Origin of the sequence: Leptolyngbya sp. UWPOB_LEPTO1, from assembly GCF_017302695.1 — a bacterium.
In the GTDB taxonomy this organism is placed as follows: Bacteria; Cyanobacteriota; Cyanobacteriia; order Leptolyngbyales; family Leptolyngbyaceae; genus Leptolyngbya; species Leptolyngbya boryana.
This window is the reverse complement of the sequence record NZ_JAFLCJ010000020.1, coordinates 20,913-45,165: the sequence shown is the minus strand read 5'-3', so window position 1 is coordinate 45,165 and position 24,253 is coordinate 20,913. Positions and strand designations below refer to the sequence as shown.

The window sequence follows — 24,253 nt, the reverse complement described above, 5'->3', positions numbered from 1 at the left end:
AGAATAAATTACTCCTCCCATAGCTCAGGAGAAGAATTTGACAACTGACGACCACGATAAGCGGCTACAAGTGAACTAGAACGAAGTGCAGAGTGTTCAAATCGCCGTTTCATCGACCTGTTAGCTTGCGTCACGGGTAGCTAGTACAGTCACGTTCAGGAATTCTGTTGGTTAACGCTCTTTTCGAGCATACAACTTACGAACTCTAGTGTTGATGAACGAATTTAGTCCATTTCCTTTTGCTGCAAGGATCTTCATCTGCTCTATGTTCGCTGATCCAGCACTGCTATTAGTGTACAAGTAAATTGCGCCAGTACTAAACTGAACACGAATAAAATCTACCCCAATTTCGTATGCGCTGACTCCAGAATCACCATCAATGTCTCTGTAACGTTCCATAAAACTGACTCCTTACACTTTTAATACAGAGCGCAACAACGCAAAATAGAATGCTGATTGCCCTTCAAAAACTAAGGCTTTAGCTGAAACAAAACGAATGTAAGATCTATATCTATATATCTAGTGTATGAGTCCATCGTGGAACGCCGCTATGTGATAGGTAATTGACTAGATTTTGGTCGCCATAAAACTGAATGCGGCCGTGTTGTGCGAAGGCAAGTGCTGATTGATCAACCTTTAAGCCCGCTGCTCTGGCTTTACTTGTTAGTTGAGGCAACAGTATACTGTTGCCTGAGTTAGTACCCGATGTAGATTTTGCTTCAAACACAGCAAAATTGATCCAACCGCCTGATGTTGCCCGTTCTCGAAGATGCGCGAAATTTACCTGCATAGCTCACTCCTGAAACCCTATATGTAGCGTTCTAGACCGTACTCAAATTCATATGTTGCGTTATGCACGATGATAGCTCCTGCGACAGTTCATGAGAACTATATGGTAGTACGGATAACCGAATATATTTTGCAAGGCCACAAATCGCAGCTAATTTAGTTCAACAGATAGCTCTTGCTATTTTCTAAATTGGGATATCGAGTAGAAGAATTGCGAGGTTTCTCGCAGGAACGAAGTCGGCATAACATCCGCCCAGGGCGATTTAGACTGCCTAGAGTCGGGATAACATCTAAAACTGGCATATTAGACCGACTCTTTCTGCCTATTGCCAGGATTTGGAACATTAGACCGACTCATAATAATGCTGGAAAGAGTAGGGAGTAGGGAGCTACCCAAGAAACAACTCCCCACTTCCTACTTCGCAACGATTAAATCAACGAAACATGTGCCGCGACAACTCGCCAGCCATCTAGAGTTCGCATCCAAGTCTGGCTCTGACGCCCTGATTTACCCGATCGTACAAATTCCGTATTCGCCGTTGCAAAGTCCCGCCCGTACGTTGTAATCACCGTATTTTTCAACGCGCGATCGAGTCCGGCGGGCGATCGACCTGCGCGAAATTGTGCGATCGCATCATAGCCATACAGATTCTCAGTGGCTCCATATCGAATCGTATAGGGACTGTTCCAAAAAAGCTGATCCAGCACTTCTACATCATTCGTGATCAGTGCTTGCTCATATTGTTGAAACACCGCCGTTACTTCTGCCAAAACTTCAGGAATATCGATCTCCATTGTTCCTCCACCCTAAAGACTACGCTCTGCTGTAGATTTCATTGTGTCTTGAATTGGATACGGTTAAAGTAACGTATGCTATCCTCCCGTATGCAATTAGTCGTTGAAGAGCTTCCCAGTGACCCGATCGAGTCAGCCGAAGTCGTTGGCTTGAAGTATGTCACAGATGAAATGCCTGGAATTACGAGAAAGCGATCGGGGAAAAGCTTTGCATATTTTGATCTGGATGGCGATCGCATTCGCGATGAGAAAATCATTCAGCGCATTAATTCTCTAGCCATTCCGCCTGCCTATAAGAATGTCTGGATCTGCCCATTGGAAAATGGACATTTGCAAGCGACGGGACGAGATGCAAAGGGACGAAAGCAATATCGATATCATCCACTTTGGCGAGCAATTCGCGATCAAAATAAGTTTTCTCGCATGATTGCATTTAGTCAGGCTTTGCCAGACATTCGACGACGATTAGAGAAAGATTTAGCATTACCCGGATTACCAAAGCAAAAAGTACTCGCTACAGTTCTGAAGTTAATGGAGCTAACCCGGATTCGAGTCGGCAATGAGGAATATGCGAAAACCAATAACTCGTATGGGTTGACCACACTACAAGATGATCACGTGAATGTCGCTGGCTCGAAGATTCAGTTTCAATTTCGAGGGAAAAGCGGAGTTGAACATGAAATTGAAGTGAGCGATAAGCGGCTCGCAAAAGTTGTAAAACGATGTCAGGATTTGCCAGGTCAAGAGCTTTTTCAATATCTAGATGAGCATCAGCAAACCCAAGACATTACTTCAAGTGATGTAAATGATTATTTGAGAGAAATTACAGGTCAAGATTTTACTGCCAAAGATTTTCGGACTTGGGCAGGCACGGTTTTAGCTGCTTCTCATCTCGCTGAGATTGGCAAATTTACGTCTCAAACTGCGGCGAAGAAGAACATTACACAAGCCATTAAGTCGGTATCTGCTTACTTAGGCAATCGCCCTGAGACTTGTCGAAAATACTATATTCACCCAAATGTGTTGGAAGCTTATCTCGATGAATCGTTGCATGAAGTTGTAGCAGAATATCAATCGATCGTAGTTGACGATCGACATGCCCTGCAATGTGATGAATTGATTGTTGTAGCGCTATTAGAAGCAACTCAGCGAAAGAGCTAGATTGAAAGTGTACTGGTCAGCGGCATGAATTTTGCAAAGTGGAGAGATGGGGAGAGCCTAGACTAAAATTGCTCCCTATTTCCCTACTACATTGCGATCGCATTCTAAAATTTTGACAGTTCAGATACAGCTAACTAAAGCTGTCAATTCGCTTGCAAATGCTGTAGCCATGTTTCTAAATCCTTAGTTTCTTCAGCACTAAAGTTTCCTGTAATCATCGCAGTGCCGCCAGTAATTCCAGTCTGAGCGTATTGGGAGGAAACAGTCGGAGAGCTTATCAAACGATTGTTGAGAAAAATGCCTACTGTTCGCCCAGTTCCTGCTAATTTCTTCGTCAGCGCTGTAAAAGCCTTACTTCCCTTCGCATCAAAGGTCACGACGATAGACGGCGTTGAGTTCGGGCTTGAATCGAAATGGGCTTTCGTTACATTCTTTTCGGTTAGAGTCGGTTTCTCGAATAGCAAGGAAATTGCCTCATTACTGAGTTTGAGTGCAGCGGCATTGCTTGCGATCGCGGCTTGATTGCCGGATTTCTTCAGGTCAGTCTGTTTTTTGAGGAGTTCTTGCTGAACTTGCCGCTCGATTTGTAATTGTGCTTCAGTTCCTAGCTTCTGTTCGCGAAAGGCAAGCTGAACCTTACTCTGTTGAATCTCGGGTTGCGCTGCTGTCGCTGTGGGCGTGGAGGGTATCGTTGCTGAATTGTTAACCATACATGCAGACAGTTTAGATGCGGTGCCTAGCAACAAGGCAACAAGCAGAATTGATCTGAGGTTTGCCATAGAGCAAGAATTTGCAATGTTGAATATGGAGAAGTCACCCAATCATGAAGCGAGCAATCTTTTTGCCTGCTTATACTTTACTGTCTGGTGAGTAGGTTGCCTATTAGCTGAAGGGGTACCATTTTTTGATCGCCATCCATTGCCGTACTTTGAAACTGGCTCAACGATCGATCGAACTCGATTTCATTTCTAACGAAGGATTAACCCATTTTTTCATATCGATTGGAGGGGTTTGTTAGAGTCTCAATGAGATCGCGATCGCGCTTCCAGATTTGAAAACACAATCGCAATTAGGTCAATCTGTTCGCGGGGATGAGCAGTTACTTTCGTCCCGTTATGCTTTCTCAAAAATCATAATGTGCTGCTGTGGCAACCCATTGCGAGTCTCAACATACTTTAAGCCCGCAACACTCATTTCTTGTCTGACCTGCTTTTGAGTCATTTTGTGCAATCCCTTAATCATCACAAATGGATTCTCGCCTCGATACTCAACTAAAACCACGCGTCCTTGAGGTTTAAGCGATCGCGCAATCGCCAACATCATTTCCTGAGGAAACTCAAACTCATGATACGCATCCACCATTAATGCTAAATCCACACTGTTCTCAGGCAAATTCGGAGTCGTCTCGCTGCCTAAAATCGGTTCCACATTAGAAAGCTTTTTCTGATCTTTTAGATAATTTAGAATCTCTAACATCTCCGGCTGCACATCGACTGCATAAACTTTTCCCTGAGGAATAGCAGATGCAATTCGGAAACTAAAATACCCCGTTCCGGCTCCAATATCTGCTACAACACTGTTCGGTTTAAGCTGCAAAGCTGCAATCACCTTTTGCGGTTGTTCCTCGGTCTCGCGGCTCGATCGCTCTAACCATCCTGCGCCCTGATGCCCCATCACCTGAGCAATCTCACGCCCCATATAGATTTTGCCAATTCCATCCGGATCATGATTGGCGCGCACTTCATACGCATCCGCCCACACAGGCGAACTTAGACACATCCAAACCGCGAAAATTGCTGCCAATCTTCTCCAAAACATTGTCCTACCTCGATACGGATTCTCTCTTCTAGAGACTGTAAACTGTTGTCAGTTTTGTAGCAATCAAGAGTGCCGTGTTCCTGACTAAACGTTCCATCCTGCTCCAATTCGCGCTGGCAATGACGATCGCTGTATCGATCATCTTCTGCACTGCACCTTCTCGCGCCTTCCAAGCCCAACTCACACCGAAATCTCCGGCGCTTGGAGATACGATTTCACTGATTACCCAATCTCAGACTGCTCCGTCTGTTCGTTTTAACGGTAAGACCTATCCCTCGTTTGATCTGGGCAACAATCGCTATCGCACACTCTTACCGACCACTCCGCTCGATCGTCCAGGTCGGCTGTCGATTCAAGTGACTGCTGGAACAGATACACAAACGATTCCACTCACGTTGAGAAATCGATCGTTTCCGACCCAAAGCATCTGGCTTCCACCGGGTAAAGATAGCAATGGCGATGATGCTGAGTTCGATCGGGTTGATGCTTTTAAAGCGATCGTTTCTCCAGAAAAACTTTGGTCAGGTAAATTTTTACGCCCGAACCAAGGCGAGGTTAGCTCTGGCTATGGAATTCGCCGCTATTACAACGGAGTCTTTGCGAAAGATTACTATCATCGGGGAATTGACTATGCAGGCGGACAAGGATCAGCGATCGTTGCTCCTGCCGCAGGTCGTGTTGTGCTCATCGGACGCGAATCTCAAGGCTTTCGAGTGCATGGAAACTGCGTCGGACTCGACCACGGTCAAGGAGTCGAATCGATTTACATTCACATGAGTCGAATTGATGTTAAAGAAGGCGATTTCGTCAAACCTGGGCAGCGCATTGGTGCAGTCGGAGCAACTGGGTCTGCAACGGGTCCTCACTTGCATTGGGGCGTATTTGTCCATAGCTTAGCTGTAGATCCGACTCCTTGGCGAACTGGCACGTTTGAATAAGCAAACTGTACGACATCCAAAATTGCAGAATCTACCTTTTGACGATCGCTTGCTTCTAACTTGAGCCAGATTAGTCTTTCCTGTCCTTCCCGATAGAGTGCAATAGACCTCTAAACGGGAAGTTTTTATTATGTCTAAACTAGAAGATGCGATTGAAAATGCTAAAGAAGCACTGCCTAACATTACGCCAACTCCGCCTGGGTTAAAGGCAGAGTCTTCTGTTCACGATCTCAAGTCTCGTCTAGAGTGGGGAGAGCCTGCTTTGACGATTCTCGATGTTCGTCCTCGTGATGTTTACAATCACGGGCACATCATGGGTGCAATGGAATTTCCAATGGATCAGTTGGTCGAACTGTCCCAGAAGAATTTTGAATACAAGCGCGATATTTATGTCTATGGCGCAACTGATGAAGAAACAACTGAAGCAGCAAGAATGCTACGTCAAGCAGGCTTTGTGAACGTTGCAGAACTCAAAGGCGGACTGGAAGCTTGGAAAGCGGTTGGTGGCTCGACAGAAGGAATCGACGAAACTCGGGCTGAACCGGGTGCAAATGCTTACAACGTGGTGACGAATGTCAAGAACCATTTTGAGCGGCAAGAGATCGACTTTCAAAAGCCATAATTGCTAGGCTAGAACGAGAGCACTCTAGCTTTCTTGGAGGCTAGAGTGCTCTCATTTCTTTCAGCAGATCTCTCAAATTAGGGAGATTCAGGGCGTGAGAGATCAACATCTGTACCTGTGAAAATGAAGTCAGTCCTATGTGTGGAAGATTTACACAGACCCACTCTGCCGCCGAACTCGCAGCCATGTTCGACCTCGAAGAAACTCCCGATTGGCAGCCTCGCTACAATATTGCGCCGACTCAACCGATTCTCGCGATCGTTACACCGCATCATTCAAAATCTCTACACTGGGGCTTAATCCCATCCTGGTCAAAAGATCCAACGATCGGTTCTCGCCTGATCAATGCCCGTGCCGAAACGGTCAGCGAAAAACCTGCTTTCCGAACTGCCTTTAGGCGGCGACGTTGCCTGATTCCCGCCGATGGCTACTACGAATGGAAAAAGCAATCTGAGAAAAAGCAACCGTTCTATTTCAGACTCGAATCTGGTGAGCCTTTTGCTTTTGCTGGCTTGTGGGAGCACTGGAATTCTCCCGAGGGAGACGAGATCGAAACTTGTACGATCATCACAACTGAAGCAAACGAACTTGCTGCAACCGTTCACGATCGAATGCCCGTCATCTTGAGCGAAGATTTCTACGATCGCTGGCTCGATCCGGATTTCAAATCCCCGCAATCGCTGCTCCACCCCTATGTTAGCGACAAAATGATCAGCTATCCCGTTTCAACGGCAGTCAATCGCCCAACCCACGACACACCAGATTGCATTGCTCGATTGAATTGACGCTCGTAAATCTAAACCAGAAAATCATCCTCAAGAAGGCGAAGCAACTAGATGAGTTGAAGCATTAGAATTCTCGATCGCTTTCACCGGAATCAATTGCACGGCACAGGCCTTCAGTTCTGGCTGCTTAGAGTCGGGACAAGCAATCTCATGAGTCAGGGCGTTCGCTTCTGCGTTTTCTGCCCACAACGCCCCCCAATGCATCGGAACAAAGACAGTCTTAGGCGTAATCGCTTTCGTCACTTTAGCCGGAAATCGGGCTGTACCTCTTCTCGATCGTACTTCCACCCAATCATCCGATTGAATGCCCAACTTTTCAGCATCCCGCGGATGAATCTCAATGAATGGATTCGGATACATTTGTCGAATCTTCTCGATTCTTCCAGTACGACTCTGAGTATGCCAATGCCCATACAATCGACCCGTCGTAAGCACAAACGGATAGTTGTCATCGGGTGGCTCTGCAAGCCCACGTGAGTAGACCTGAGAAAAGCGCGCCTTCCCGTCTGGCGTATGGAATTTTAGATCGGTATAAAGCCGTTTTGCTTTTTCTACTTTTTGTTGCGTCGGTTCAGCTTTGCTTGAAAAAGGCCATTGTGTTGCACCCATTTCTCGTAAGTAAGTATGGCTCAATCCCGACTGATCACAAGGGCGATTGCGAGTAAGCTGCACAAACTCTGCATAAACTTCAGCCGCATAGTTAAAAGCAAACTGCTTGCGATAGCCTAATCTCCGTCCAACCTCTGCGAAAATCTCCCAATCCGATCGAGCTTCACCCGGCGCAACTCGAAACTGAGGGCACAACGTCACACGACGCTCGGAATTCGTCATCACGCCTGTCTTCTCACTCCATTGCGTCGTCGGTAACAACACATGAGCATAGTCCGCCATCTCAGTCGGATAGTAACACTCCTGATAGACCGTAAAAGGAGATTGACGTAATGCAGCTTTCGTTCGCTCAATGTCGGGCATACTCACTGCCGGATTCGTTGCTGCAACCCACAACATTCCAAGGTTACCTGTTTCGAGTCCAGTGATCATCTCCCAAGCTGTTAGGCCGGGATTAGACGAGATTGAGCCTGTTGGGAGTTGCCAGAATGTCTCAAGTTCAGCACGATGCCCTGGATTCGTAACCGATCGATAACCCGGCAACAGATGCGATAGTCCACCTGCTTCGCGTCCCCCCATCGCATTCGGTTGTCCTGTCAGCGAGAAAGGACCAGCCCCAGGTTTACCAATTTGCCCAGTCATTAAGTGAACATTGATAATCGCTCGAACTTTGGCGGTTCCTTCTGACGACTGATTCACTCCCATTGACCACATGGAGAGGACTCGCTTTGCGCTGCTCCAGTAGTGAGCCGCAGTCAAAAGCTCGGTTTCAGCAATGCCGCATCGAATCGCAACGACATCAGGTGGATAGTGGCGAATCACTTCCTTAAATTCTTCAAAACCATTCGTATGAGATTCAATAAAAGCTTTGTCTAAATCGCCCCATCTCAGTAAAAGATGAGCAATTCCATACATTAAATCAATATCTGTTCCTGGATTAATTGCGAGATGGAGATCAGCAGCAGCAGCAGTCTCAGTGCAACGAGGATCGACGACAATCAGCTTCACATCGGAGTTTTTCTTGTGGTAGCGACGAAAGCGATTAAACACGATCGGGTGACACTCTGCGGTATTTGTGCCAATCAGAAAAGCGCAATCAGTTTGTTCTAAATCCTCATAGCAACAAGGCGGTCCATCGGCTCCAAAGCTCTGAAGGTAGCCTGCAACAGCCGAAGACATACACAGGCGCGAATTTGCATCAAAGTTATTGGTGCCTAAACAGCCTTTCATCAGCTTTTGAGCGATGTAGTAATCTTCAGTTTGAAACTGTCCTGAAGCATACATGCCGATCGCATCGACTCCTTGGGTAAACTTTACTAGACGAATGCGATCGACAATTTTCGTCAACGCTTCTTCCCAAGTCACTCGACGAAAAGGCTGATCCAATGCATCCCGCATCATCGGAAAACGCAAGCGATCTTTGTGCAGGGATTCAGCGATCGTTGCACCCTTCACACAGACCATACCCTGGCTAGAAGGATGAGTGCGATCGCCTCGGACATTCCAGAGTGGCGTTCCGTCTTTATCTCGATTGACTGCTTTCCCCGGAATCGCAGGCGGCAGCACCTCCAAACCGCAGCCAACCCCGCAGTATGGACAGAGCGTTTTAGTTGGATCAGCCATTAGTCTATAACCCCTTAGTTCTCAAGTTCTGCCTTTCGTTCGCGATAAGACTTCAAGCTGCGAACAGGCAATCGATTGAAATAACTGCAACCCGTTTTCTGTGTAAGTATAAATCTCTAATCGTTCTTCTGGTAAGCTTTCAAACACAATTTTTTCACTGGGAAAAACCATACGATCGAGCGCAAGCTGAGTAGTATGTAATCGAATTTGCTGAATGCTATGAGAAGTATTGATGTAGTAGCAAAGAATCGAAGTCATGAATGTAATGGGGGGGATCACACCCGTAAAGAGGACAATCGAACAGAGTCAAATCACTGTGTACTGCTGTAAGCATGTTTCGGGCAGCCGTCTTTGAAGAAAAACTGTCAGATGCGTCTAGTCTGTTTCCGGTTGGGAGAATCAGGCTGTGTGAATAGTTACGGGTTGAGAATCTTAACCATTGTATTCAATCCATCACTCTAGCAATCTCTTGCAAGAAGATGCATCAATCTGAACAAGGCAGAAGAAGCTAGAATCTCTTATTGACAAAGAATTTAAAGAAATTGCTATCCTATACAGTCAAGCGTTTCTGATGTATAAATTTTAGCGATTCTAGTTTTATTTTAATTTGAGGTTTGACCGTACTGAGATCGGCTAGATGCCGTGGGGTTTTAGAATAAATTTTAGACTCTCAGTACGATCGCAAAAGTGTTGAGGAATTAATTCCTACTCGTCATCATGAGCGTATTTCCCAAACAGGAAGTCAAGTGCATAGTTTCGCAACGTGTAGTACTTTGGATCTTCCATTAAAGCAGCACGTTCGCGAGGACGCGGGAAGGGAACTTCCATGATTTCGCCAATTGTTGCCGCAGGACCATTGGTCATCATCACGACGCGATCGGCAAGAAACAACGCTTCATCAATATCGTGGGTAATCATCAAGACCGTCACTTTATGCTGTGACCAAATTTGGAGCAGTTCTTCTTGAAGTTCTTCTTTTGTAATCGCATCCAATGCTCCAAACGGCTCATCAAGAATCAGCACTTCTGGATAGATAGACAAAGCACGCGCGATCGAGACTCGTTGCTTCATTCCACCCGATAGCTGCTTGGGCTTTTTGTTGGCTGCTTCTTCGAGTCCGACCATCGCCAAATGTTTGTTGACGATATCAGTTTTCTCTGCCTTAGATTTGTCAGGATAAACGGCGTGAACTGCAAGATAAATGTTCTCGAATGCTGTTTTCCAAGGAAGTAATGCATAGTTCTGAAACACAACCATACGATCGGGACCTGGCTCAGAAACCCGCTTGCCCGCGACTCGGACTTCACCAGCAGTCGGCTGACGAAAGCCAGAAATCATATCTAGTAAAGTGGATTTGCCACAGCCAGAGTGACCAATGACGCAGATAAATTCGCCTTCATTAACGGTGAGATTGACATTCTCAAGAATGACTGCTTCTCCGCCGTCTTTTTTAGGATAAACCTTTGAAACTCCCTCAACTTCGACTAGGGGAGTGAGTGGATTTGCTTCAGTGTGTGGGTTTGGAGTTGAGAGAATTTGCATAAGGAGTGAGTGGGTGAGAGGTCAGAGAGATAGAGGGTGGGGAGTGGGGAGTGGGGAGAACTCCCCGTTCCTACTACGCTGCGATCGACGTTTTAATCGGTTCTGCAACATCGATGATCACCTCTTCGATGCGAATTTCACGATGAATCGTCAAGCTATTGAGATAGCCAATCGGATCATCTGGATTGAATTCGACACCATCAAAGAGTTGGAACGATCGACGATCGCCTTCGTGATCCGGCAGACCTAATTCACGTGCAGCTCGACCATAGAGATCGACTCGGCGGACTCGTTCTAGGACTTCGATCCAGTTTTTCGGGAAGACAGTAATGCCCCACCGTGCTAACTGAGTCAAGATCCATAAATCTTCTACACCATTTGGACAGTTCGCATTGTCCACATGGAACTGATTGAATCGTAGTAAGTTGACCGGAGGCTCACCCGTTCCGGTGTCATAGGCATCAATGAATCCAGGACGCGCAAAGTCCGCTGCGGCACCCACATATTGAGGACGGGCAAGTAAGGTAAGAATCTCTTCACGATTTCGACGATCGTCACAGTACTCGCAAGCTTCGAGCATAGCTTTCACCAGAGCATTGTGAGTTTCTGGATGCTGAGATGTCCAATCTTCACGGACTCCTAACACTTTTTCAGGGTGTCCTTGCCAAATATCTAAATCGGTGGCTACCACATAGCCTGCACCTTCTTGGATCGCACGAGAATTCCAAGGCTCGCCAGCACAGAATCCATCAATGTTCCCGGCAACTAAGTTCGACACCATTTGAGGCGGCGGAACCACCGTGAGATTGAGATCTTGATCTGGATCAATGCCTCCAGATGCCAGCCAGTAACGCAGCATCAAATTGTGCATCGAAGTTGGATAAACCACACCCAACGTATGAGTTTGATCCTGGGTTGCTTCTAGCACCTGTTTGAAGTCAGCGAGGGTGCGAACGCCTTTGTCTAAGAAAGCCTTGTTCAGGGTGATCGCATTCCCATTGCGAGACGTGACCATTGCGGTCACAATCGGAAGAGGGTCGTAACCACTGTTACCTAGCGTCATTGCAAGTGGCATCGCAGCGACCATTTGAGCCGCATCTAAGCGATTGCTGCGAATTCCTTCAGCGATCGCTTTCCAACTCGGTTCACGACTGAGCGTGACATCCTCAAGCCCATGCTTTTTGAAGAATCCTTTCTCTTTCGCCACAATCAGCGGCGCACAATCTGTGAGCGGAACAAACCCAATTTCGAGATTGACCTTCTCTAAGCCATTCTTGGCAACGGCAGCAACAGCTTGGCGTTTGCGTTTCTTGTCTCGTTTCTGCTGATTTAAGAAGTAGATCATTTCATTCCGTAGCGCATAGTAGCTCGGATGATTCACCACTTCCAGACGGTTGCGAGGACGAGGAATGGGAACGGTTAGAATTTGCCCAATATGGGCTTCTGGGCCGTTGGTGAGCATCACAATGCGATCGCTGAGCAACAACGCTTCATCGACATCGTGTGTCACCATTACACAGGTCAAATTGTTCTCCTGAGCAATGTTCATTAATTGCTGCTGGAGATTTCCTCGCGTCAGTGCGTCTAATGCCCCAAATGGTTCGTCTAACAACAAGAGCTTCGGGCGAATCGCTAACGCTCTCGCGATCGCCACACGTTGCTTCATCCCACCGGATAGTTCTTTCGGCTTTTTATCGGCTGCATGGCGCAGTCCCACCATATCAATGTGACGCTCGACCACCTCATGCCGCTCAGACTTAGATGCGTCTTTCATCACCTTGTTGACTGCTAGCGCAATGTTCTCGCGCACGGTCTTCCAAGGTAAGAGCGAATAGTTTTGAAACACCATCATGCGATCGGGACCAGGTTCGGTGACTTGCCGACCTTCGAGAATCACCCCTCCTGTCGAAGCATGATCTAATCCCGCAATGATATTCAGCAAGGTAGACTTGCCACAGCCAGAGTGACCAATAAATGAGATAAACTCACCTTGGTTAATCTTCAGTTCAATGTTTTTCAGAGCAATGTACTCGCCGCCATCTTTGAGCGGGAATACCTTATCCACGTGGTCAACTTCTAAGAAAACAGACATAGCAAAAATCAGGTGAGGGTTGAGTGATCAGTTTAGTTATCAGATGTAATCAGTGAACCGAGCCAGCCAACTAAGCGATCGAGCACTAATCCAACTAAGCCGACCAACAAGACACAGATGATGATTTGGCTCATGCTGTCCTCGTTGCCTGCGTTGTAAGCATCCCAAATCTTAAAGCCGATGCCGCCTTCTGCTTTCAGCATTTCTGCTGCCACAATTGCCAGCCATGCTAAACCAATCCCAATTTTCAGTCCACCAAATACATAAGGCACAGTGGACGGAACCAAAATACTCAAGAAATACTCTTTACCCGACAGCTTCAAGACTTTAGCAACGTTGTTATAGTCTTGCGGAATTTGCTGCACACCGACTGCGGTATTAATCACGATCGGCCAAATTGCTGTGACAAAAATGACGAAGATTGCGGCTGGATTGTTGTCTTGGAAGACTCCCAACGAGATCGGCAACCATGCGAGCGGAGGAACGGTTCTTAAAACTTGCACGATCGGGTCAAGTCCGTTCCGCATGAACTTACTGACACCGAGTAAAACGCCGAGTGCAATTCCTACGACAGCCGCAAGCGAGTACCCGATCGCGACTCGTTCCAAACTAATGAGAATTTGCAAGCCTAACCCTTTATCTGTCCCGCCATTGTCGTAGAACGGATCGAGAATCAATCTCCAAGTCTGTTCAATGACTTTGATCGGACCGGGCATCTTGGATTCTGGACTCAGACATAGCATCTGCCAGAGCACCAGCGCAATGCCGACGCAGACAATGACTGGAACGAGGGCACCACTATACTTTTTCAGAGTTTCTGAGAATTGGGACGGTCGAACGGGACGGAGAGTCGGGTTGATAGTCATAGGAGAGAGGAAAGAACGTTGTAGGACAGTCAGCAGCAATGAGGGAGAGGCGAGCAAGATGGCAAATCTGACTCGCCTCGTCTGAAGTTATGCTTTTTTGATTTTGAGGCTATCCAAGTAAGCTTTTGGATTTGCAGGATCAAAGGTCACTTTGTCGAAGAAGGTTTCTATGCCACGAGAATCGGCATCTTTGGGAATTGCTGCTTCTTGACCGATCGCTTTGGCTGCTGCTTGCCAAATATCCGAGCGATTCACTTTGTCAACTAACGCTTTGACATCGGTATCGGCTTCAAACTTGCCCCAACGCATATTTTCAGTGACGAACCAAGCGTCATGGCTCTTGAACGGATAAGCTGCATCCTCACGCCAGAATTTCATCAGCAGATCGCTGTTCTGCAACGTGCGACCATTGCCCATATCGAAGTTCCCTTTTGAACGTTCAACAATGTCTGCAGCAGGCGCTTTCACATACTTGTCAGCCGACAAGATCTTGCACATTTCTTCTTTGTTCTCGTCCTTGTCACACCACATTTGAGCTTCAAGGACTGCCATCATCAGGGCTTTTGTTGCTTTAGGATTCTTGTCTACCCAATCAGCCCGCATTGAGAACGATTTTTCTGGATGGTTCTTCCAGAATTCGCCTGTGGTAATCGCGGTGTAACCCAATTTCTTGCTAACTAAGCGCTCGTTCCAAGGTTCACCCACACAGAAGGCATCCATCGTTTTGGTTTCCATATTGGCAACCATTTGAGCGGGTGGAACAACCACAAGGTCAACATCTTTCTCAGGATCAATGCCACCTGCTGCGAGCCAGTAACGAATCCACAGATCGTGAGTTCCCCCTGGGAAAGTCATAGCACACTTGAATTTCTTACCTGCTGCTGCTGCTTCCGCGATTTTTGCTTTCAAAGGAGAGCTATCGACTGCAAGCTTGAGATCAGCATAGTCATTCGAGACTGAAATTCCTTGACCGTCAGTGTTCAAACGGCTCAAGATGTACATCGGCACAGGCGTATTACCCTTGGTAATTTTACCTGCGGACATAAAGTAAGGAATCGGAGTCAAAATGTGAGAACCATCAATTCCACCTCTCTCGGAACCCAATTCCAAGTTGTCACGCACCACTGCCCATGAGGTTTGCTTAGTAACGGTCACATCCTTCATGCCGTACTTCGCGAAGAATCCTTTCTCTAACGCAATGATCAATGGAGCCGAATCGGTCAGGGCGATAAAGCCTAATTTAGCCGTTGTGACTTCTGGTGCATCTGCCGCACTGATATTTGCAGCAGGAGAGGCAGCAGGAGAGGACGCACCGCTAGAAGCACTTTTATTTAGACCTGTGCTACAACCATTCACAATCACTGCGCCTGCTGCGGTTGCGCCTGCGGTCAAAATGAACTTACGTCTTGAAAGATTAGAAGACATGGATCGTCCTTTTTAGAGAATGTACTGAAGGAAAAGGAAGCACAGCAAAAAGCTGGCGCATGTGAGAACAATGAGCGGAGCGAACAAACTTAGGGATCAAGCATCGAGCAAGATACGACCGACAGGACGAGCAATACAGGTGAGAATCTGACCCGAAGCGCGATCGTGCTCATCGAGCACATCGGGTTCGCTGTCATAGCTGACTTCACCTTCGAGTAAGGTGCATTTACAACTTCCACACGTTCCTGATCGGCAAGAACTTTCGATCGCGACTTCGGCTTGGTCTGCAATGTCTAGAATCAAATCATCCTGGGTGCAGGTGATTTCTTTTCCTGACTGAGCAAAACGAATCGTTGCTGGAGCTGCGATTTCTGTTGGCGCTTTTACAACAGGTGGCGCACTCAGCACATAGTCAAACTCTTGTGCATTAAGCTCTTGCACGGTTGTTGATTTCCCGTTCGGTGTTTCCACCGTGGGACGATCGAGCGTGATCAAGGCGGTCGGATTTGGACGAGCGGATTCGGGCAGGTCTGACCAGAGACGCGCACCAAATTGCTCGATCAAAATCTCTTGCAGAATCGGTTTGAGATCTTCACAGGGAATGCTTTTTCTCACACAGGTTCCAAGTTCAGCATGTTTGCCAACTTTGCCCCCCATATAGAGATCCACGCCTTCGACTGTTTTGCCATCTTTGCGGACTTTTGTGCCCATCAGTCCGATATCTGCAACTTGAGGTTGTCCACAAGAGTTCGGGCAACCTGTCCAATGAATGCGCACTGGGCGAGGACAGTACAGGTCTTGTTCTAGCTCTTGCATTAAAGCAACCGCACGATTTTTAGTTTCAATCAGTGCAAAGTTACAAAACTGTGCACCAGTACAAGACACTAATGCCCGTGAAAGATTCTGAGGCTCGATCGAGAACCGTTTGACAATGGGTTCTCTGAGCAATGCAGAAACTCGTGAATCCGGAACATTCGGAATGATCACATTCTGCTCGACAGTTAAGCGAATTTCACCACTGCCGTAAACTTCAGCGATCCGAGCTAAATCAAACAAATCTTGCGCGTATAACCGTCCCACTGGAACATGCAAGCCCACATAGTTTAATCCAGGCTGTTTTTGGGCATGAATCCCAATGTGATCTCGCTTGTCCCAAAGGATCTCGTCTTTGGCAGCAGCAGGCGTAAAAGCATATCCCAATTGTTTTTCAACAGCTTCGCGGAACGGTTCCAAGCCCATCTCATCAATCAGCCACATTAAGCGAGCTTTTTGACGATTTGCTCTCAGTCCCAAGTTCCGATAGACCGTTAAAATTGCTTCGCAGACCGCAACGACATCGCGCGGGTCAACCCAAGCATTGAGTGGAATTGCAGCTTCGCAGCGTTTCCCAGAGAAGAATCCGCCAACTAGGATATTGAATCCTAATGTGCCATCTTTGAAAGCGGGAACGAAAGCAATGTCATTGATTTCAGCATGAACTGAGTTATCGCGGCACCCTGCGATCGCAATATTGAATTTCCGAGGCAAGTTACTAAAGCTCGAATTACCACGACCATTGTTCGTGATCATGTCTTGAACTTTGCGAACTAGCCCGCGAGTATCAATTAGCTCATCTGCATCAATGCCAGCAACAGGCGATCCGGTAATGTTACGAACGTTATCCATCCCGGATTGAATGCTCGTCAATCCAGCTTGGTCAAACTTACGAAAAATTTCGGGAAGGTCTTCAATCCGAATTCCTCGCAGTTGAAAGTTCTGGCGAGTCGTGATGTCTGCATTGCCATCATCTCCATAGCGCTGAAGGATTTCTCCGAGCACCCGAGTTTGTCCGCTCGTGATAATGCCATTCGGAACCCGCATTCTCAGCATAAATTTGCCAGGAGTTACGGGGCGAAAGAACACACCGAGCCATTTCAAGCGATGATCACGATCGGTTTCATCCATTGCTTCCCAGCCGAGCCGAGCAAAGTGCTCGAGTTCTGCTTTCACCGCAAGACCATCTTTCTCTGCTTTGAGTTTTTCAAACTTATTGAGGGTCGGTGCTGCAAGGGTGTCTGTCATGGATTGAGCCTATGAATATAAGGTGTTCCAGAGCGAACACAAATCGATATCAACTGCGGAACCGTTTGATGATTCGCGGTGATTACTGAGTAAAGGTAATCGGGATCACAGAGGACATTCGTATCTGTTGTTACAAAACTTTTCATAATATGACGTTTCTGCATAAAGTCGATTCGTTTTCGTCATCTGTCGGCGGGAAGAGGGGGAAGGGCGTACTTTAGAAATAGTTGTAATTTGGTGGGGAGCGGGGGAGGAGTGGGAGATAGAAAGGATTTACCCTACTCCCCACTCCCTACTCACTACTCCTCTATCGTTCTTTAGGAGAACCTCATGCGTCGGAGAACAGTTCTATCGTGGGCAAGCGTTGGATGGGTCATGAGTCGAGTTCCGGCAGTGTTGACTGCGTTTTTAGCAGCTTGTCAGGGGGGGCAGAAGAGTGCGAGTGGGATGCAGACTGTGGGCAAGGTGGCAGAGTTAGATCAAAAAGGCTTTTTACAGACTGAGTCACCCGCACCGATCGCTATTGTTCGTAATCCGGCTGATCCGAAATCTCTGTTAGCTGTGAATCCAACCTGTACCCATCAAGGGTGCTTAGTGGCATGGAAGGCTGAGCGTAAAGCGTTTGAATGTCCTTGTCATGGCTCAGCTTTTGCACCCGATGGCTCGGTACAGAAAGGTCCTGCAACCGCAGCTTTAGCCAAGTACGAGGCAAGCATCGATGGAGAAAATGTGGTTGTGAAACTGTAGTGAAACTTTAGGTAGAGGACGGCTCGATCGCTTTGTTCCACCGTTAGATCAGATCGAATGGAGATGTGATTATGACTCAAATGGCAGAAAAAAGCGGCAGCGCAATTAGCGATCTCGAATATGATTTGCTCACCGCCTTGCACAATAAAGCAGAAGCGGTCAAAGCTTATGAAACTTACATTCAAGATGCACAACAGATGAATTCTCAGCCCTGTGTGCAACTGTTTCAGAAGTTAAGAGAGCAAGATCAACAAACGGCTCAAGAGATTCGTCATCACCTTCAACAAGTGATGCAAAACGGCAAAATGTAAAACTCGCTTTCTTCTTCTAATTCTGGAAGCAGAAGCGAGCAGCTAGTCAATTTCAGCCGGATGGGAAGATAGAAAACAAGAATCATTTCCAGTTTTCCCTTATCTCCCCATCCCCCACTTCCCCATAAAACTCCGACCCTATGCACAATCCGAATCCTCCCGATGCTATTCTCGGAACCCCTACTTCTCGATCGCCCCTTTCTGTGGCAAAGTAAACATCGTGAGAACTGAGATGTGCTAGGGCGAATATTGTGCAGAAATTCAGCTACACCGAAATTTTGGAACGCGCTCAAACCTCGGCTCGTCGCGCGGACTGGGAGCAATTAAGCTTAGACTTACAACTGCTCCTTCTAGGAGATGAGTCTACTCAAGGAACAGCACTTTCTGACCCGAATGTGACACCTGCACTTCTGAATCTAGCCATGCAAGTTCTAGAATCCGGAAGTTTCCAAGAACGTTGGGACATCGCAAAAGTCTTTCCGAATTTCGGCATTGATGCACTTCGGCCCTTAATTGAACTGCTCAAAGATGAAGAAGCTGATCCGGAGTCTCAGTGGTTTGCGATCCGCATCTTAGGAAACTTTCATCACCCTCAAGTGGTTGAAACCTTGATTGAGGTCTTGAAGACTTCGCACAGTGAAGAACTCAATTCAATGGCAGTTTCAGTGCTCGCAACTTTAGGGAGTACGGCTGTGCATGTGATTGAAGAGTTATTGCATGAAGATTCGACTCGATTGTTTGCGACCCAAGCATTAGGACAAATTCGGCGATCGCAGACCGTGCCCTTGCTGATGCAAGTCGTGAATGACTCAGATGCTCAAGTGCGCGCGATCGCCATCGAAGCCCTCAGCAGCTTTCATTCTCCTGAAATCACTGCCCTCTTGATAACGGCGCTCAAAGATGTTGCGGCTCCGGTCAGAATTGCCGCAGTATCAGGACTGGGATTTTGTGAAGGGCGAGATTTAGTCAAGCATCTCCGCCCGTTATTGTTTGATCTGAATTTAGAAGTGTGTCGTCAGGCGGCGATCGCGTTAGGTCGCCTTGCGACTCCCGAAGCTGCAACTGCTCTGTATGAAGCTTTGAAGTCAGAGTATATGCCAGAAAATCTCGCGATCGACTTAGTTCGTGCTTTAGGATGGATGCCGATCGTGGATGCACTCATCTATTTAGAATGTGTTTTCATGACAACTTCTGATGAAGGAATTCAGCTTGAGATTGTTCAAACTTTAGGGCGAGTTGGAGAGAATTTACGATCGCAAGCGACTGCCATTTTATTAGCCTGTCCTACACGTACACCAACCGTTCGACAAGCCGTGGCGCTTTCTCTGGGGCAATTAGGCGATCCGAATGCGATCGATCCCCTGATCGCGATGCTAGCAGATGCTGATGAGGGCGTACGACTGCATGTGATTTCTGCTTTGAAAACATTAGATGCAGAAGTCGCGTATCAAAAATTAGGTCAGATCGAAGCACAAGAATCAGACTTGAAAACAGGAATTGCGATCGCCCTGCAAGAATGGAGCTACTGAGGTCGAGAGAACGCTAGAAACTACTGCTTTTGGCTCGACACAACTCATCAAAAGGGTGAGGAAGCCAGAGTCAGCGAACCTTATTGTGAAGACATATTCGTTCTTTACTAAGGATCGACAAAAGTACTATGGCGCTTCATAAGATTAAGGATTTTGACCCCGACTATCGGACGCATTTTGATAATGATGATGTAATTGGGCTTGATTTATATTCTGGCAACGACAAGATCGGTTCAGTTGAGGATGTTCTCGTTGATGATAATGGTGCATTCCGTTATCTCGTGATCAATACAGGTGTGTGGATTTTGGGTAAAAAAGTCCTGATGCCGATCGGACAAGCTCGAATTGTTTATGGCGAACGTCGAGTGTATGCCAACGGCTTAACCAAGGCTCAAGTCGAAGATTTACCCGAATACGACCCGGATCACTTGGTCGGCTACGACTACGAAGAACAAGTCCGCGATATCTATCGTCCGAATACAGTCGCAGCGGGCATGACTGCAACCGACATGACCTACGACCAAGACAGCTATCGCTACGAGCACGATCCAGCGTTGTACAATCTCACCGAAGATCACGACACTTTACGTCTGTATCAAGAGCGCTTAATTGCCAATAAAGCTCGTCGCAAAACAGGTGAAGTCGCAGTTGGTAAACATGTTGAAACTGAAACCGCACGGGTGGAAGTTCCAGTCGAGAGAGAGCGCGTTGTCATTGAGCGATCTCCTGTTACAGGTGAATCAACTGTGATGCCGGGTGAAGCAGATTTCCACGAAGGCGAAGTCGCACGGGTGGAAGTCTATGAAGAAGTGCCTGATATCCAGAAAGAGACATTTGTGCGCGAAGAAGTCCGCGTGAAAAAGGTCGTCGATCATGAAACAGTAACCGCAGAGGATCAGGTTCGCCGAGAAGAACTCGATCTCGACATTGATGGCAATCCGAATGTCGATCGACAAATCTAATTTTGGCTAAGTAACCTGAGTGTTGATGTGAAGAGTAGGGAGGAGGGAGAGATTTACCCCCATCTCCCCACTCCCCACTTAAGAACCCACAACCCCAACAGATCACTCCCTCTACCCAAATCATGACCTCTCAACCTCACAGCTTACTACCTAGCGAAGAAATCGATCTCACCCCTGAACAAGCCATTCGCCTGTTAGAAGAACGATTAATCGTTCGGTCTGATAAGCGGAAGGTTGGAGAAATCGTGGTGCGGAAAGAAGTTGAAGTCCGCATGGTCGAAGTTCCCGTCCGTCGCGAAAAGCTGATCGTTGAGCAAGTTCAGCCCAAGTATGAGCGACTTGCAGAAATTGATCTCGGACAAACAACTGAAACCGCAGGTTCAGGAGCCATCGTCTCTGGCGAATTCGACTCTCCCCGTGCGGTCAGCGATCTCTTAGATGCGATCGCAAGAACTCCGGATCACAGTTGTGCTGAAATTCGTGTCGAAATCAAGCTCAAAGATTCTAAGCATCAAGAGACTTATCAAACTTGGTTCGATCGCTGCCGTAAATCCTAGGAGACATCTATGACGACTGAACTTGAAGCACGTCCCGAAGTAATTGATCAAGAACTAATTGAAGCGCGTCGGCTGATGGCTTGGGAACGCGATCGCGCTCAGATTGAGGACTTTTTCAATGAACCCGGAAAATATGTTCGTGCATTCTGGCAAGAATATAAGCCGATTATTTATGTCTTAGGTGCTATCTTTACCGCTTTGGTTGCCCTGAAAGTTGTGCTCGGACTCATTGGATTTGTGACTGGGCTACCTCTGATCGGTGGACTGCTTGAACTGGTTGGAATTGGCTACTCTGTATGGTTTGCGAACCGCTACTTGCTCAACGCCGAAACTCGTCAAGAACTTTCCCAAAAAGTAGACGAACTCAAGCAAGAGGTAGTCGGTGCTGCAAGTTCGACTCAAGAAAAGATGCTCGATTCGATCGACACCCAAACCGTTGAATAATCTTATCCCCCTATTTTGAACATCACTATGCTGCTACAAGAGAAAGAAACAGGTAATTTAGTCGAAGTGCTCGATATCCAACTGCTGATTGACCCGAATGAAGAAACGATTTCAGCAAAAGATCAAGCGGGTCAAGAAGAACAAGACCCAGAAAAATTTGCGAAAACGAATTTAGTCTTTCCTTCGGGAGAAGCTCTGCCCCAATGTTGGGTTGATGCAAATTATCGCACTCGATAAAAGCTGTACAAATTCATAAACGTTTGAGAGAGGAGGAAATTGAGCGATCGCTCAATTTCCTCCTCTCTCATCGCATCAGCTACTGATCTAGCACTGCCTCAACAAATGCCCACTTATCTGCAACTTCTTCAATGATTTTTGCAGTCGGTTTTCCGGCTCCATGCCCTGCTTTCGTCTCAATCCGAATCAGCACAGGTTGCGTTCCCTGATGCGCCGCTTGCAGTGCCGCAGCAAACTTAAAGCTATGGGCTGGCACAACGCGATCGTCATGATCTGCTGTAGTAATTAAGGTTGCTGGATAGCTCGTTCCTGCTTTGAGTTGATGCAGCGGTGAGTAAGCATACAGTGCCTTGAATTCTTCTGGATCATCAGGAGAACCATAATCGCTTGTCCATGCCCACCCGATCGTAAATTTCGGAAACCGCAGCATATCTAATACACCAACCGCAGGAAGTGCCGCACCAAATAAGTCCGGACGTTGCGTCATACAAGCGCCGACCAGTAAACCGCCATTACTTCCGCCAGAAATTGCGAGCTTACTAGCAGACGTGTAGGCATGCTCGATTAACCATTCTGCTGCTGCAATAAAATCGTCAAACACATTCTGCTTATTGAGTTTTGTTCCTGCTTGATGCCAAGCTTCACCATACTCACCGCCTCCGCGCAGATTCGGGATTGCATAGACCCCTCCGCGCTCCATCCAAACGAGATTCGCGATCGAGAAACTCGGCGTCAGTGAAACATTAAAGCCACCATAGCCATACAGACAGGTGAGATTGTTTCCATTCAGTTCTAAGCCTTTTTTATGGGCAATGAACATCGGAACCTGAGTTCCATCTTTACTCTGATAAAAAACTTGTTGAACTTCGTAGTCGTGAGGATCGAACTCAACTTGCGGTTGTCGGAATAGCGTACTTTCTCCTGTCTCTAAGTTGTAGCGATAAATCGTTGTGGGTGTTGTAAAACTCGTAAAGCTATAGAACGTCTCAGTATGACTTCGCTTTCCACCAAATCCTCCCACTGAACCAATCCCAGGCAATTCGACGACTCGAATCAATTCACCCTGAAGATTCAGGATCTTAATTTGGCTACAAGCATCTTTGAGAGATGACACAACGAATTGATGACCAAAAAGGCTGACATTATCAAGCGTTTCCGAAGTTTCTGCAATCACTTCTTGCCATTGGTCACGCTGAGCATTTTCTAAGTCGATCGCAATCACTCGCCCGCGTGGTGCATCAAGATTAGTTTGAAACCAGCACAGACTTCCTTCAGAGTTGATCAAGTGATAGCTAGCTTCTAGCTGATCGATCAAAGCAACTACCGGAGCATAGGGAACAGTCAAATCTTTGTAATAGATCAAATTCTTCGGCTCTGATCCGAAGCGGACTGTGATGATCAAGTAATTCCCGTCCTCGGTCACCTCGCCATCTATCAACGCTTCTTTCTGCTCAGGAAGCTCAAACACTAGAACATCCTCAGCTTGGTCTGTTCCGAGTTGATGGTAGTAGAGTTTATGAAAATAGTTGATGTCTTCAAACTGTGTCGTTTCGCTCGGTTCAGGATAGCGAGAGTAGAAGAATCCTTGATGATCATGTGTCCAAGCAACACCGGAAAATTTCGCCCACTTGACTCGATCGCTTTGATCTTCTCCCGTCTCCACATCGCGTACATACCATTCTTTCCAATCAGATCCCGAAGTAGAAAGAGCATAAGCCATCCATTGACCGTCATCACTAATCGCAAGACCAGACAGCGCGATCGTGCCATCGTCTGAAAGCTGATTTGGATCAAATAAGACTCGCGGCTGATCTTCTAGCGAATTCAATGTATAAAGTACACTTTGATTTTGTAAGCCGTCATTTTTGAAATAAAAATAGCGATCGCCAGCTTGAAACGGCGTGCCATATTTCTCATAGTCCCAAAGCTGAGTCAACCGTTGTCGAATCGATTCGCGCTGCGAAAGCTGTTCGAGATAGCGAAACGTCAATTGATTTTGAGCCTCAATCCAGGTACGACTTTGCTCAGAGTCGGGGTCTTCTAACCAGCGATACGGATCTGCAACTTCGAGTCCGTGATAGATGTCTTTCTGCTCAACGGTGGGAGTGATGGGATAGGGAAGCATAAGCAAGGATAGTGGGGGAGTGAGGGAGTGAGGAGTGGGGGAATAGGGAGCAATCTGAGCTTGGGTTCTCTCCATTTCTCCACTCCGGAAAATCAATGCAGTTAACTAAGAGAATGTTTGGAACGTATCGTTCATCGCATTCACCCGCCCGTGATTGAAAATCCGGGCTAGTTGAACGAAGTCCACTAAAGGGACGAAAAACCAATTACAATCAG

General features: G+C 47.0%; 23 protein-coding genes. 11 read left to right on the top strand and 12 right to left on the bottom strand.

Translation table 11 applies throughout. The annotated features are described in order from the left end of the window. Positions 1–171: 171 nt before the first annotated feature. Both J0L70_RS24500 and hpxZ read right to left on the bottom strand, forming a co-directional pair. A complete protein-coding gene (locus J0L70_RS24500) occupies positions 172–399 on the bottom strand; it encodes a hypothetical protein (RefSeq protein WP_287456274.1) in 228 nt (75 codons plus the stop codon). Between the two features lie 819 nt (positions 400–1,218). Then, positions 1,219–1,584: an oxalurate catabolism protein HpxZ gene (hpxZ, locus tag J0L70_RS24495; RefSeq protein WP_287456273.1), complete on the bottom strand. Its 366-nt coding sequence runs from the start codon at positions 1,582–1,584 to the stop codon at positions 1,219–1,221. A 75-nt stretch (positions 1,585–1,659) separates the two neighbouring features. Between hpxZ and J0L70_RS24490 the strand changes: the two genes are divergently transcribed. Then, positions 1,660–2,745 carry a DNA topoisomerase IB gene (locus J0L70_RS24490; protein ID WP_287456272.1) on the top strand — a complete coding sequence of 362 codons (1,086 nt, stop codon included), beginning with the start codon at positions 1,660–1,662 and terminating at the stop codon, positions 2,743–2,745. Positions 2,746–2,888: 143 nt separating this feature from the next. On the opposite strand, the gene J0L70_RS24485 is transcribed toward J0L70_RS24490, so the two are convergent. Together J0L70_RS24485 and J0L70_RS24480 are read right to left on the bottom strand one after the other, a co-directional pair. Then, entirely contained in the window at positions 2,889–3,455 is a 567-nt protein-coding gene (locus tag J0L70_RS24485; protein WP_287456271.1) for a SecDF P1 head subdomain-containing protein, read from the bottom strand. Between the two features lie 403 nt (positions 3,456–3,858). Continuing rightward, complete coding sequence (locus J0L70_RS24480; RefSeq protein WP_287456270.1) at positions 3,859–4,563, bottom strand: class I SAM-dependent methyltransferase; 705 nt, start codon at positions 4,561–4,563, stop codon at positions 3,859–3,861. A 74-nt stretch (positions 4,564–4,637) separates the two neighbouring features. On the opposite strand from J0L70_RS24480, the gene J0L70_RS24475 reads away from it, so the two are divergent. The 3 genes from J0L70_RS24475 to J0L70_RS24465 all read left to right on the top strand — a co-directional run bounded on the left by J0L70_RS24475 (position 4,638) and on the right by J0L70_RS24465 (position 6,908). Then, the gene (locus J0L70_RS24475; protein ID WP_287456269.1) at positions 4,638–5,501 is read left to right on the top strand and encodes a M23 family metallopeptidase; all 864 of its coding nucleotides are present in this window, start codon (positions 4,638–4,640) and stop codon (positions 5,499–5,501) included. Positions 5,502–5,631: 130 nt separating this feature from the next. Then, entirely contained in the window at positions 5,632–6,123 is a 492-nt protein-coding gene (locus tag J0L70_RS24470) for a rhodanese-like domain-containing protein (protein ID WP_287456268.1), read from the top strand. A 137-nt stretch (positions 6,124–6,260) separates the two neighbouring features. After that, the gene (locus tag J0L70_RS24465) at positions 6,261–6,908 is read left to right on the top strand and encodes an SOS response-associated peptidase (RefSeq protein WP_287456267.1); all 648 of its coding nucleotides are present in this window, start codon (positions 6,261–6,263) and stop codon (positions 6,906–6,908) included. A 30-nt stretch (positions 6,909–6,938) separates the two neighbouring features. Here J0L70_RS24465 and J0L70_RS24460 read toward each other — a convergent pair whose 3' ends face one another. The 7 genes from J0L70_RS24460 to J0L70_RS24430 form a co-directional block, all read right to left on the bottom strand. Then, on the bottom strand, positions 6,939–9,140 hold the full coding sequence (locus J0L70_RS24460; protein WP_287456266.1) for a molybdopterin oxidoreductase family protein: 2,202 nt from the start codon (positions 9,138–9,140) through the stop codon (positions 6,939–6,941). A gap of 21 nt (positions 9,141–9,161) precedes the next feature. Next, entirely contained in the window at positions 9,162–9,398 is a 237-nt protein-coding gene (locus J0L70_RS24455) for a DUF1830 domain-containing protein (RefSeq protein WP_017288930.1), read from the bottom strand. A gap of 447 nt (positions 9,399–9,845) precedes the next feature. Next, positions 9,846–10,682, bottom strand: a complete 837-nt coding sequence (locus J0L70_RS24450; RefSeq protein WP_017288931.1) for a nitrate ABC transporter ATP-binding protein — start codon at positions 10,680–10,682, stop codon at positions 9,846–9,848. 73 nt (positions 10,683–10,755) lie between these two features. Next, entirely contained in the window at positions 10,756–12,774 is a 2,019-nt protein-coding gene (locus J0L70_RS24445) for an ABC transporter ATP-binding/substrate-binding protein (RefSeq protein WP_287456265.1), read from the bottom strand. Between the two features lie 32 nt (positions 12,775–12,806). Then, positions 12,807–13,640: a nitrate ABC transporter permease gene (gene ntrB, locus J0L70_RS24440; protein WP_287456264.1), complete on the bottom strand. Its 834-nt coding sequence runs from the start codon at positions 13,638–13,640 to the stop codon at positions 12,807–12,809. An 87-nt stretch (positions 13,641–13,727) separates the two neighbouring features. After that, positions 13,728–15,065, bottom strand: a complete 1,338-nt coding sequence (locus J0L70_RS24435; protein WP_287456263.1) for a CmpA/NrtA family ABC transporter substrate-binding protein — start codon at positions 15,063–15,065, stop codon at positions 13,728–13,730. Between the two features lie 96 nt (positions 15,066–15,161). Then, positions 15,162–17,126: a ferredoxin--nitrite reductase gene (locus tag J0L70_RS24430; protein ID WP_017288935.1), complete on the bottom strand. Its 1,965-nt coding sequence runs from the start codon at positions 17,124–17,126 to the stop codon at positions 15,162–15,164. 330 nt (positions 17,127–17,456) lie between these two features. Between J0L70_RS24430 and J0L70_RS24425 the strand changes: the two genes are divergently transcribed. The 7 genes from J0L70_RS24425 (at position 17,457) to J0L70_RS24395 (ending at position 21,913) form a co-directional block, all read left to right on the top strand. Next, positions 17,457–17,873: a QcrA and Rieske domain-containing protein gene (locus J0L70_RS24425; protein ID WP_287456262.1), complete on the top strand. Its 417-nt coding sequence runs from the start codon at positions 17,457–17,459 to the stop codon at positions 17,871–17,873. A gap of 71 nt (positions 17,874–17,944) precedes the next feature. Next, complete coding sequence (locus J0L70_RS24420; RefSeq protein WP_017288937.1) at positions 17,945–18,184, top strand: hypothetical protein; 240 nt, start codon at positions 17,945–17,947, stop codon at positions 18,182–18,184. Positions 18,185–18,435: 251 nt separating this feature from the next. Further along, the gene (locus tag J0L70_RS24415; RefSeq protein ID WP_017288938.1) at positions 18,436–19,713 is read left to right on the top strand and encodes a HEAT repeat domain-containing protein; all 1,278 of its coding nucleotides are present in this window, start codon (positions 18,436–18,438) and stop codon (positions 19,711–19,713) included. 128 nt (positions 19,714–19,841) lie between these two features. Then, positions 19,842–20,675: a DUF2382 domain-containing protein gene (locus J0L70_RS24410; RefSeq protein WP_287456261.1), complete on the top strand. Its 834-nt coding sequence runs from the start codon at positions 19,842–19,844 to the stop codon at positions 20,673–20,675. A gap of 122 nt (positions 20,676–20,797) precedes the next feature. After that, positions 20,798–21,232, top strand: coding sequence for a DUF2382 domain-containing protein (locus J0L70_RS24405; protein WP_017288940.1), 435 nt, complete (start codon positions 20,798–20,800; stop codon positions 21,230–21,232). Positions 21,233–21,241: 9 nt separating this feature from the next. After that, positions 21,242–21,676 (top strand): CAAD domain-containing protein, encoded by a 435-nt coding sequence (locus J0L70_RS24400; protein ID WP_017288941.1) that lies wholly within the window; start codon positions 21,242–21,244, stop codon positions 21,674–21,676. A 27-nt stretch (positions 21,677–21,703) separates the two neighbouring features. Next, complete coding sequence (locus J0L70_RS24395) at positions 21,704–21,913, top strand: hypothetical protein (protein WP_017288942.1); 210 nt, start codon at positions 21,704–21,706, stop codon at positions 21,911–21,913. A gap of 79 nt (positions 21,914–21,992) precedes the next feature. On the opposite strand, the gene J0L70_RS24390 is transcribed toward J0L70_RS24395, so the two are convergent. After that, positions 21,993–24,038: a prolyl oligopeptidase family serine peptidase gene (locus J0L70_RS24390; protein ID WP_287456260.1), complete on the bottom strand. Its 2,046-nt coding sequence runs from the start codon at positions 24,036–24,038 to the stop codon at positions 21,993–21,995. Positions 24,039–24,253 lie beyond the last annotated feature (215 nt).

Excerpts from the sequence above, each read along its gene's own strand:
- J0L70_RS24410 (WP_287456261.1), top strand. The coding sequence starts at position 19,842 with ATGGCGCTTCATAAGATTAAGGATTTTGACCCCGACTATCGGACGCAT.
- ntrB (WP_287456264.1), bottom strand. The coding sequence starts at position 13,640 with ATGACTATCAACCCGACTCTCCGTCCCGTTCGACCGTCCCAATTCTCA.
- J0L70_RS24500 (WP_287456274.1), bottom strand. The coding sequence starts at position 399 with ATGGAACGTTACAGAGACATTGATGGTGATTCTGGAGTCAGCGCATAC.
- J0L70_RS24465 (WP_287456267.1), top strand. The coding sequence starts at position 6,261 with ATGTGTGGAAGATTTACACAGACCCACTCTGCCGCCGAACTCGCAGCC.
- J0L70_RS24430 (WP_017288935.1), bottom strand. The coding sequence starts at position 17,126 with ATGACAGACACCCTTGCAGCACCGACCCTCAATAAGTTTGAAAAACTC.
- J0L70_RS24395 (WP_017288942.1), top strand. The coding sequence starts at position 21,704 with ATGCTGCTACAAGAGAAAGAAACAGGTAATTTAGTCGAAGTGCTCGAT.
- J0L70_RS24450 (WP_017288931.1), bottom strand. The coding sequence starts at position 10,682 with ATGCAAATTCTCTCAACTCCAAACCCACACACTGAAGCAAATCCACTC.
- J0L70_RS24400 (WP_017288941.1), top strand. The coding sequence starts at position 21,242 with ATGACGACTGAACTTGAAGCACGTCCCGAAGTAATTGATCAAGAACTA.
- J0L70_RS24460 (WP_287456266.1), bottom strand. The coding sequence starts at position 9,140 with ATGGCTGATCCAACTAAAACGCTCTGTCCATACTGCGGGGTTGGCTGC.
- J0L70_RS24435 (WP_287456263.1), bottom strand. The coding sequence starts at position 15,065 with ATGTCTTCTAATCTTTCAAGACGTAAGTTCATTTTGACCGCAGGCGCA.
- J0L70_RS24405 (WP_017288940.1), top strand. The coding sequence starts at position 20,798 with ATGACCTCTCAACCTCACAGCTTACTACCTAGCGAAGAAATCGATCTC.
- J0L70_RS24445 (WP_287456265.1), bottom strand. The coding sequence starts at position 12,774 with ATGTCTGTTTTCTTAGAAGTTGACCACGTGGATAAGGTATTCCCGCTC.
- J0L70_RS24390 (WP_287456260.1), bottom strand. The coding sequence starts at position 24,038 with ATGCTTCCCTATCCCATCACTCCCACCGTTGAGCAGAAAGACATCTAT.
- J0L70_RS24420 (WP_017288937.1), top strand. The coding sequence starts at position 17,945 with ATGACTCAAATGGCAGAAAAAAGCGGCAGCGCAATTAGCGATCTCGAA.
- J0L70_RS24490 (WP_287456272.1), top strand. The coding sequence starts at position 1,660 with ATGCTATCCTCCCGTATGCAATTAGTCGTTGAAGAGCTTCCCAGTGAC.
- J0L70_RS24485 (WP_287456271.1), bottom strand. The coding sequence starts at position 3,455 with ATGGTTAACAATTCAGCAACGATACCCTCCACGCCCACAGCGACAGCA.
- hpxZ (WP_287456273.1), bottom strand. The coding sequence starts at position 1,584 with ATGGAGATCGATATTCCTGAAGTTTTGGCAGAAGTAACGGCGGTGTTT.
- J0L70_RS24480 (WP_287456270.1), bottom strand. The coding sequence starts at position 4,563 with ATGTTTTGGAGAAGATTGGCAGCAATTTTCGCGGTTTGGATGTGTCTA.
- J0L70_RS24425 (WP_287456262.1), top strand. The coding sequence starts at position 17,457 with ATGCGTCGGAGAACAGTTCTATCGTGGGCAAGCGTTGGATGGGTCATG.
- J0L70_RS24470 (WP_287456268.1), top strand. The coding sequence starts at position 5,632 with ATGTCTAAACTAGAAGATGCGATTGAAAATGCTAAAGAAGCACTGCCT.
- J0L70_RS24455 (WP_017288930.1), bottom strand. The coding sequence starts at position 9,398 with ATGACTTCGATTCTTTGCTACTACATCAATACTTCTCATAGCATTCAG.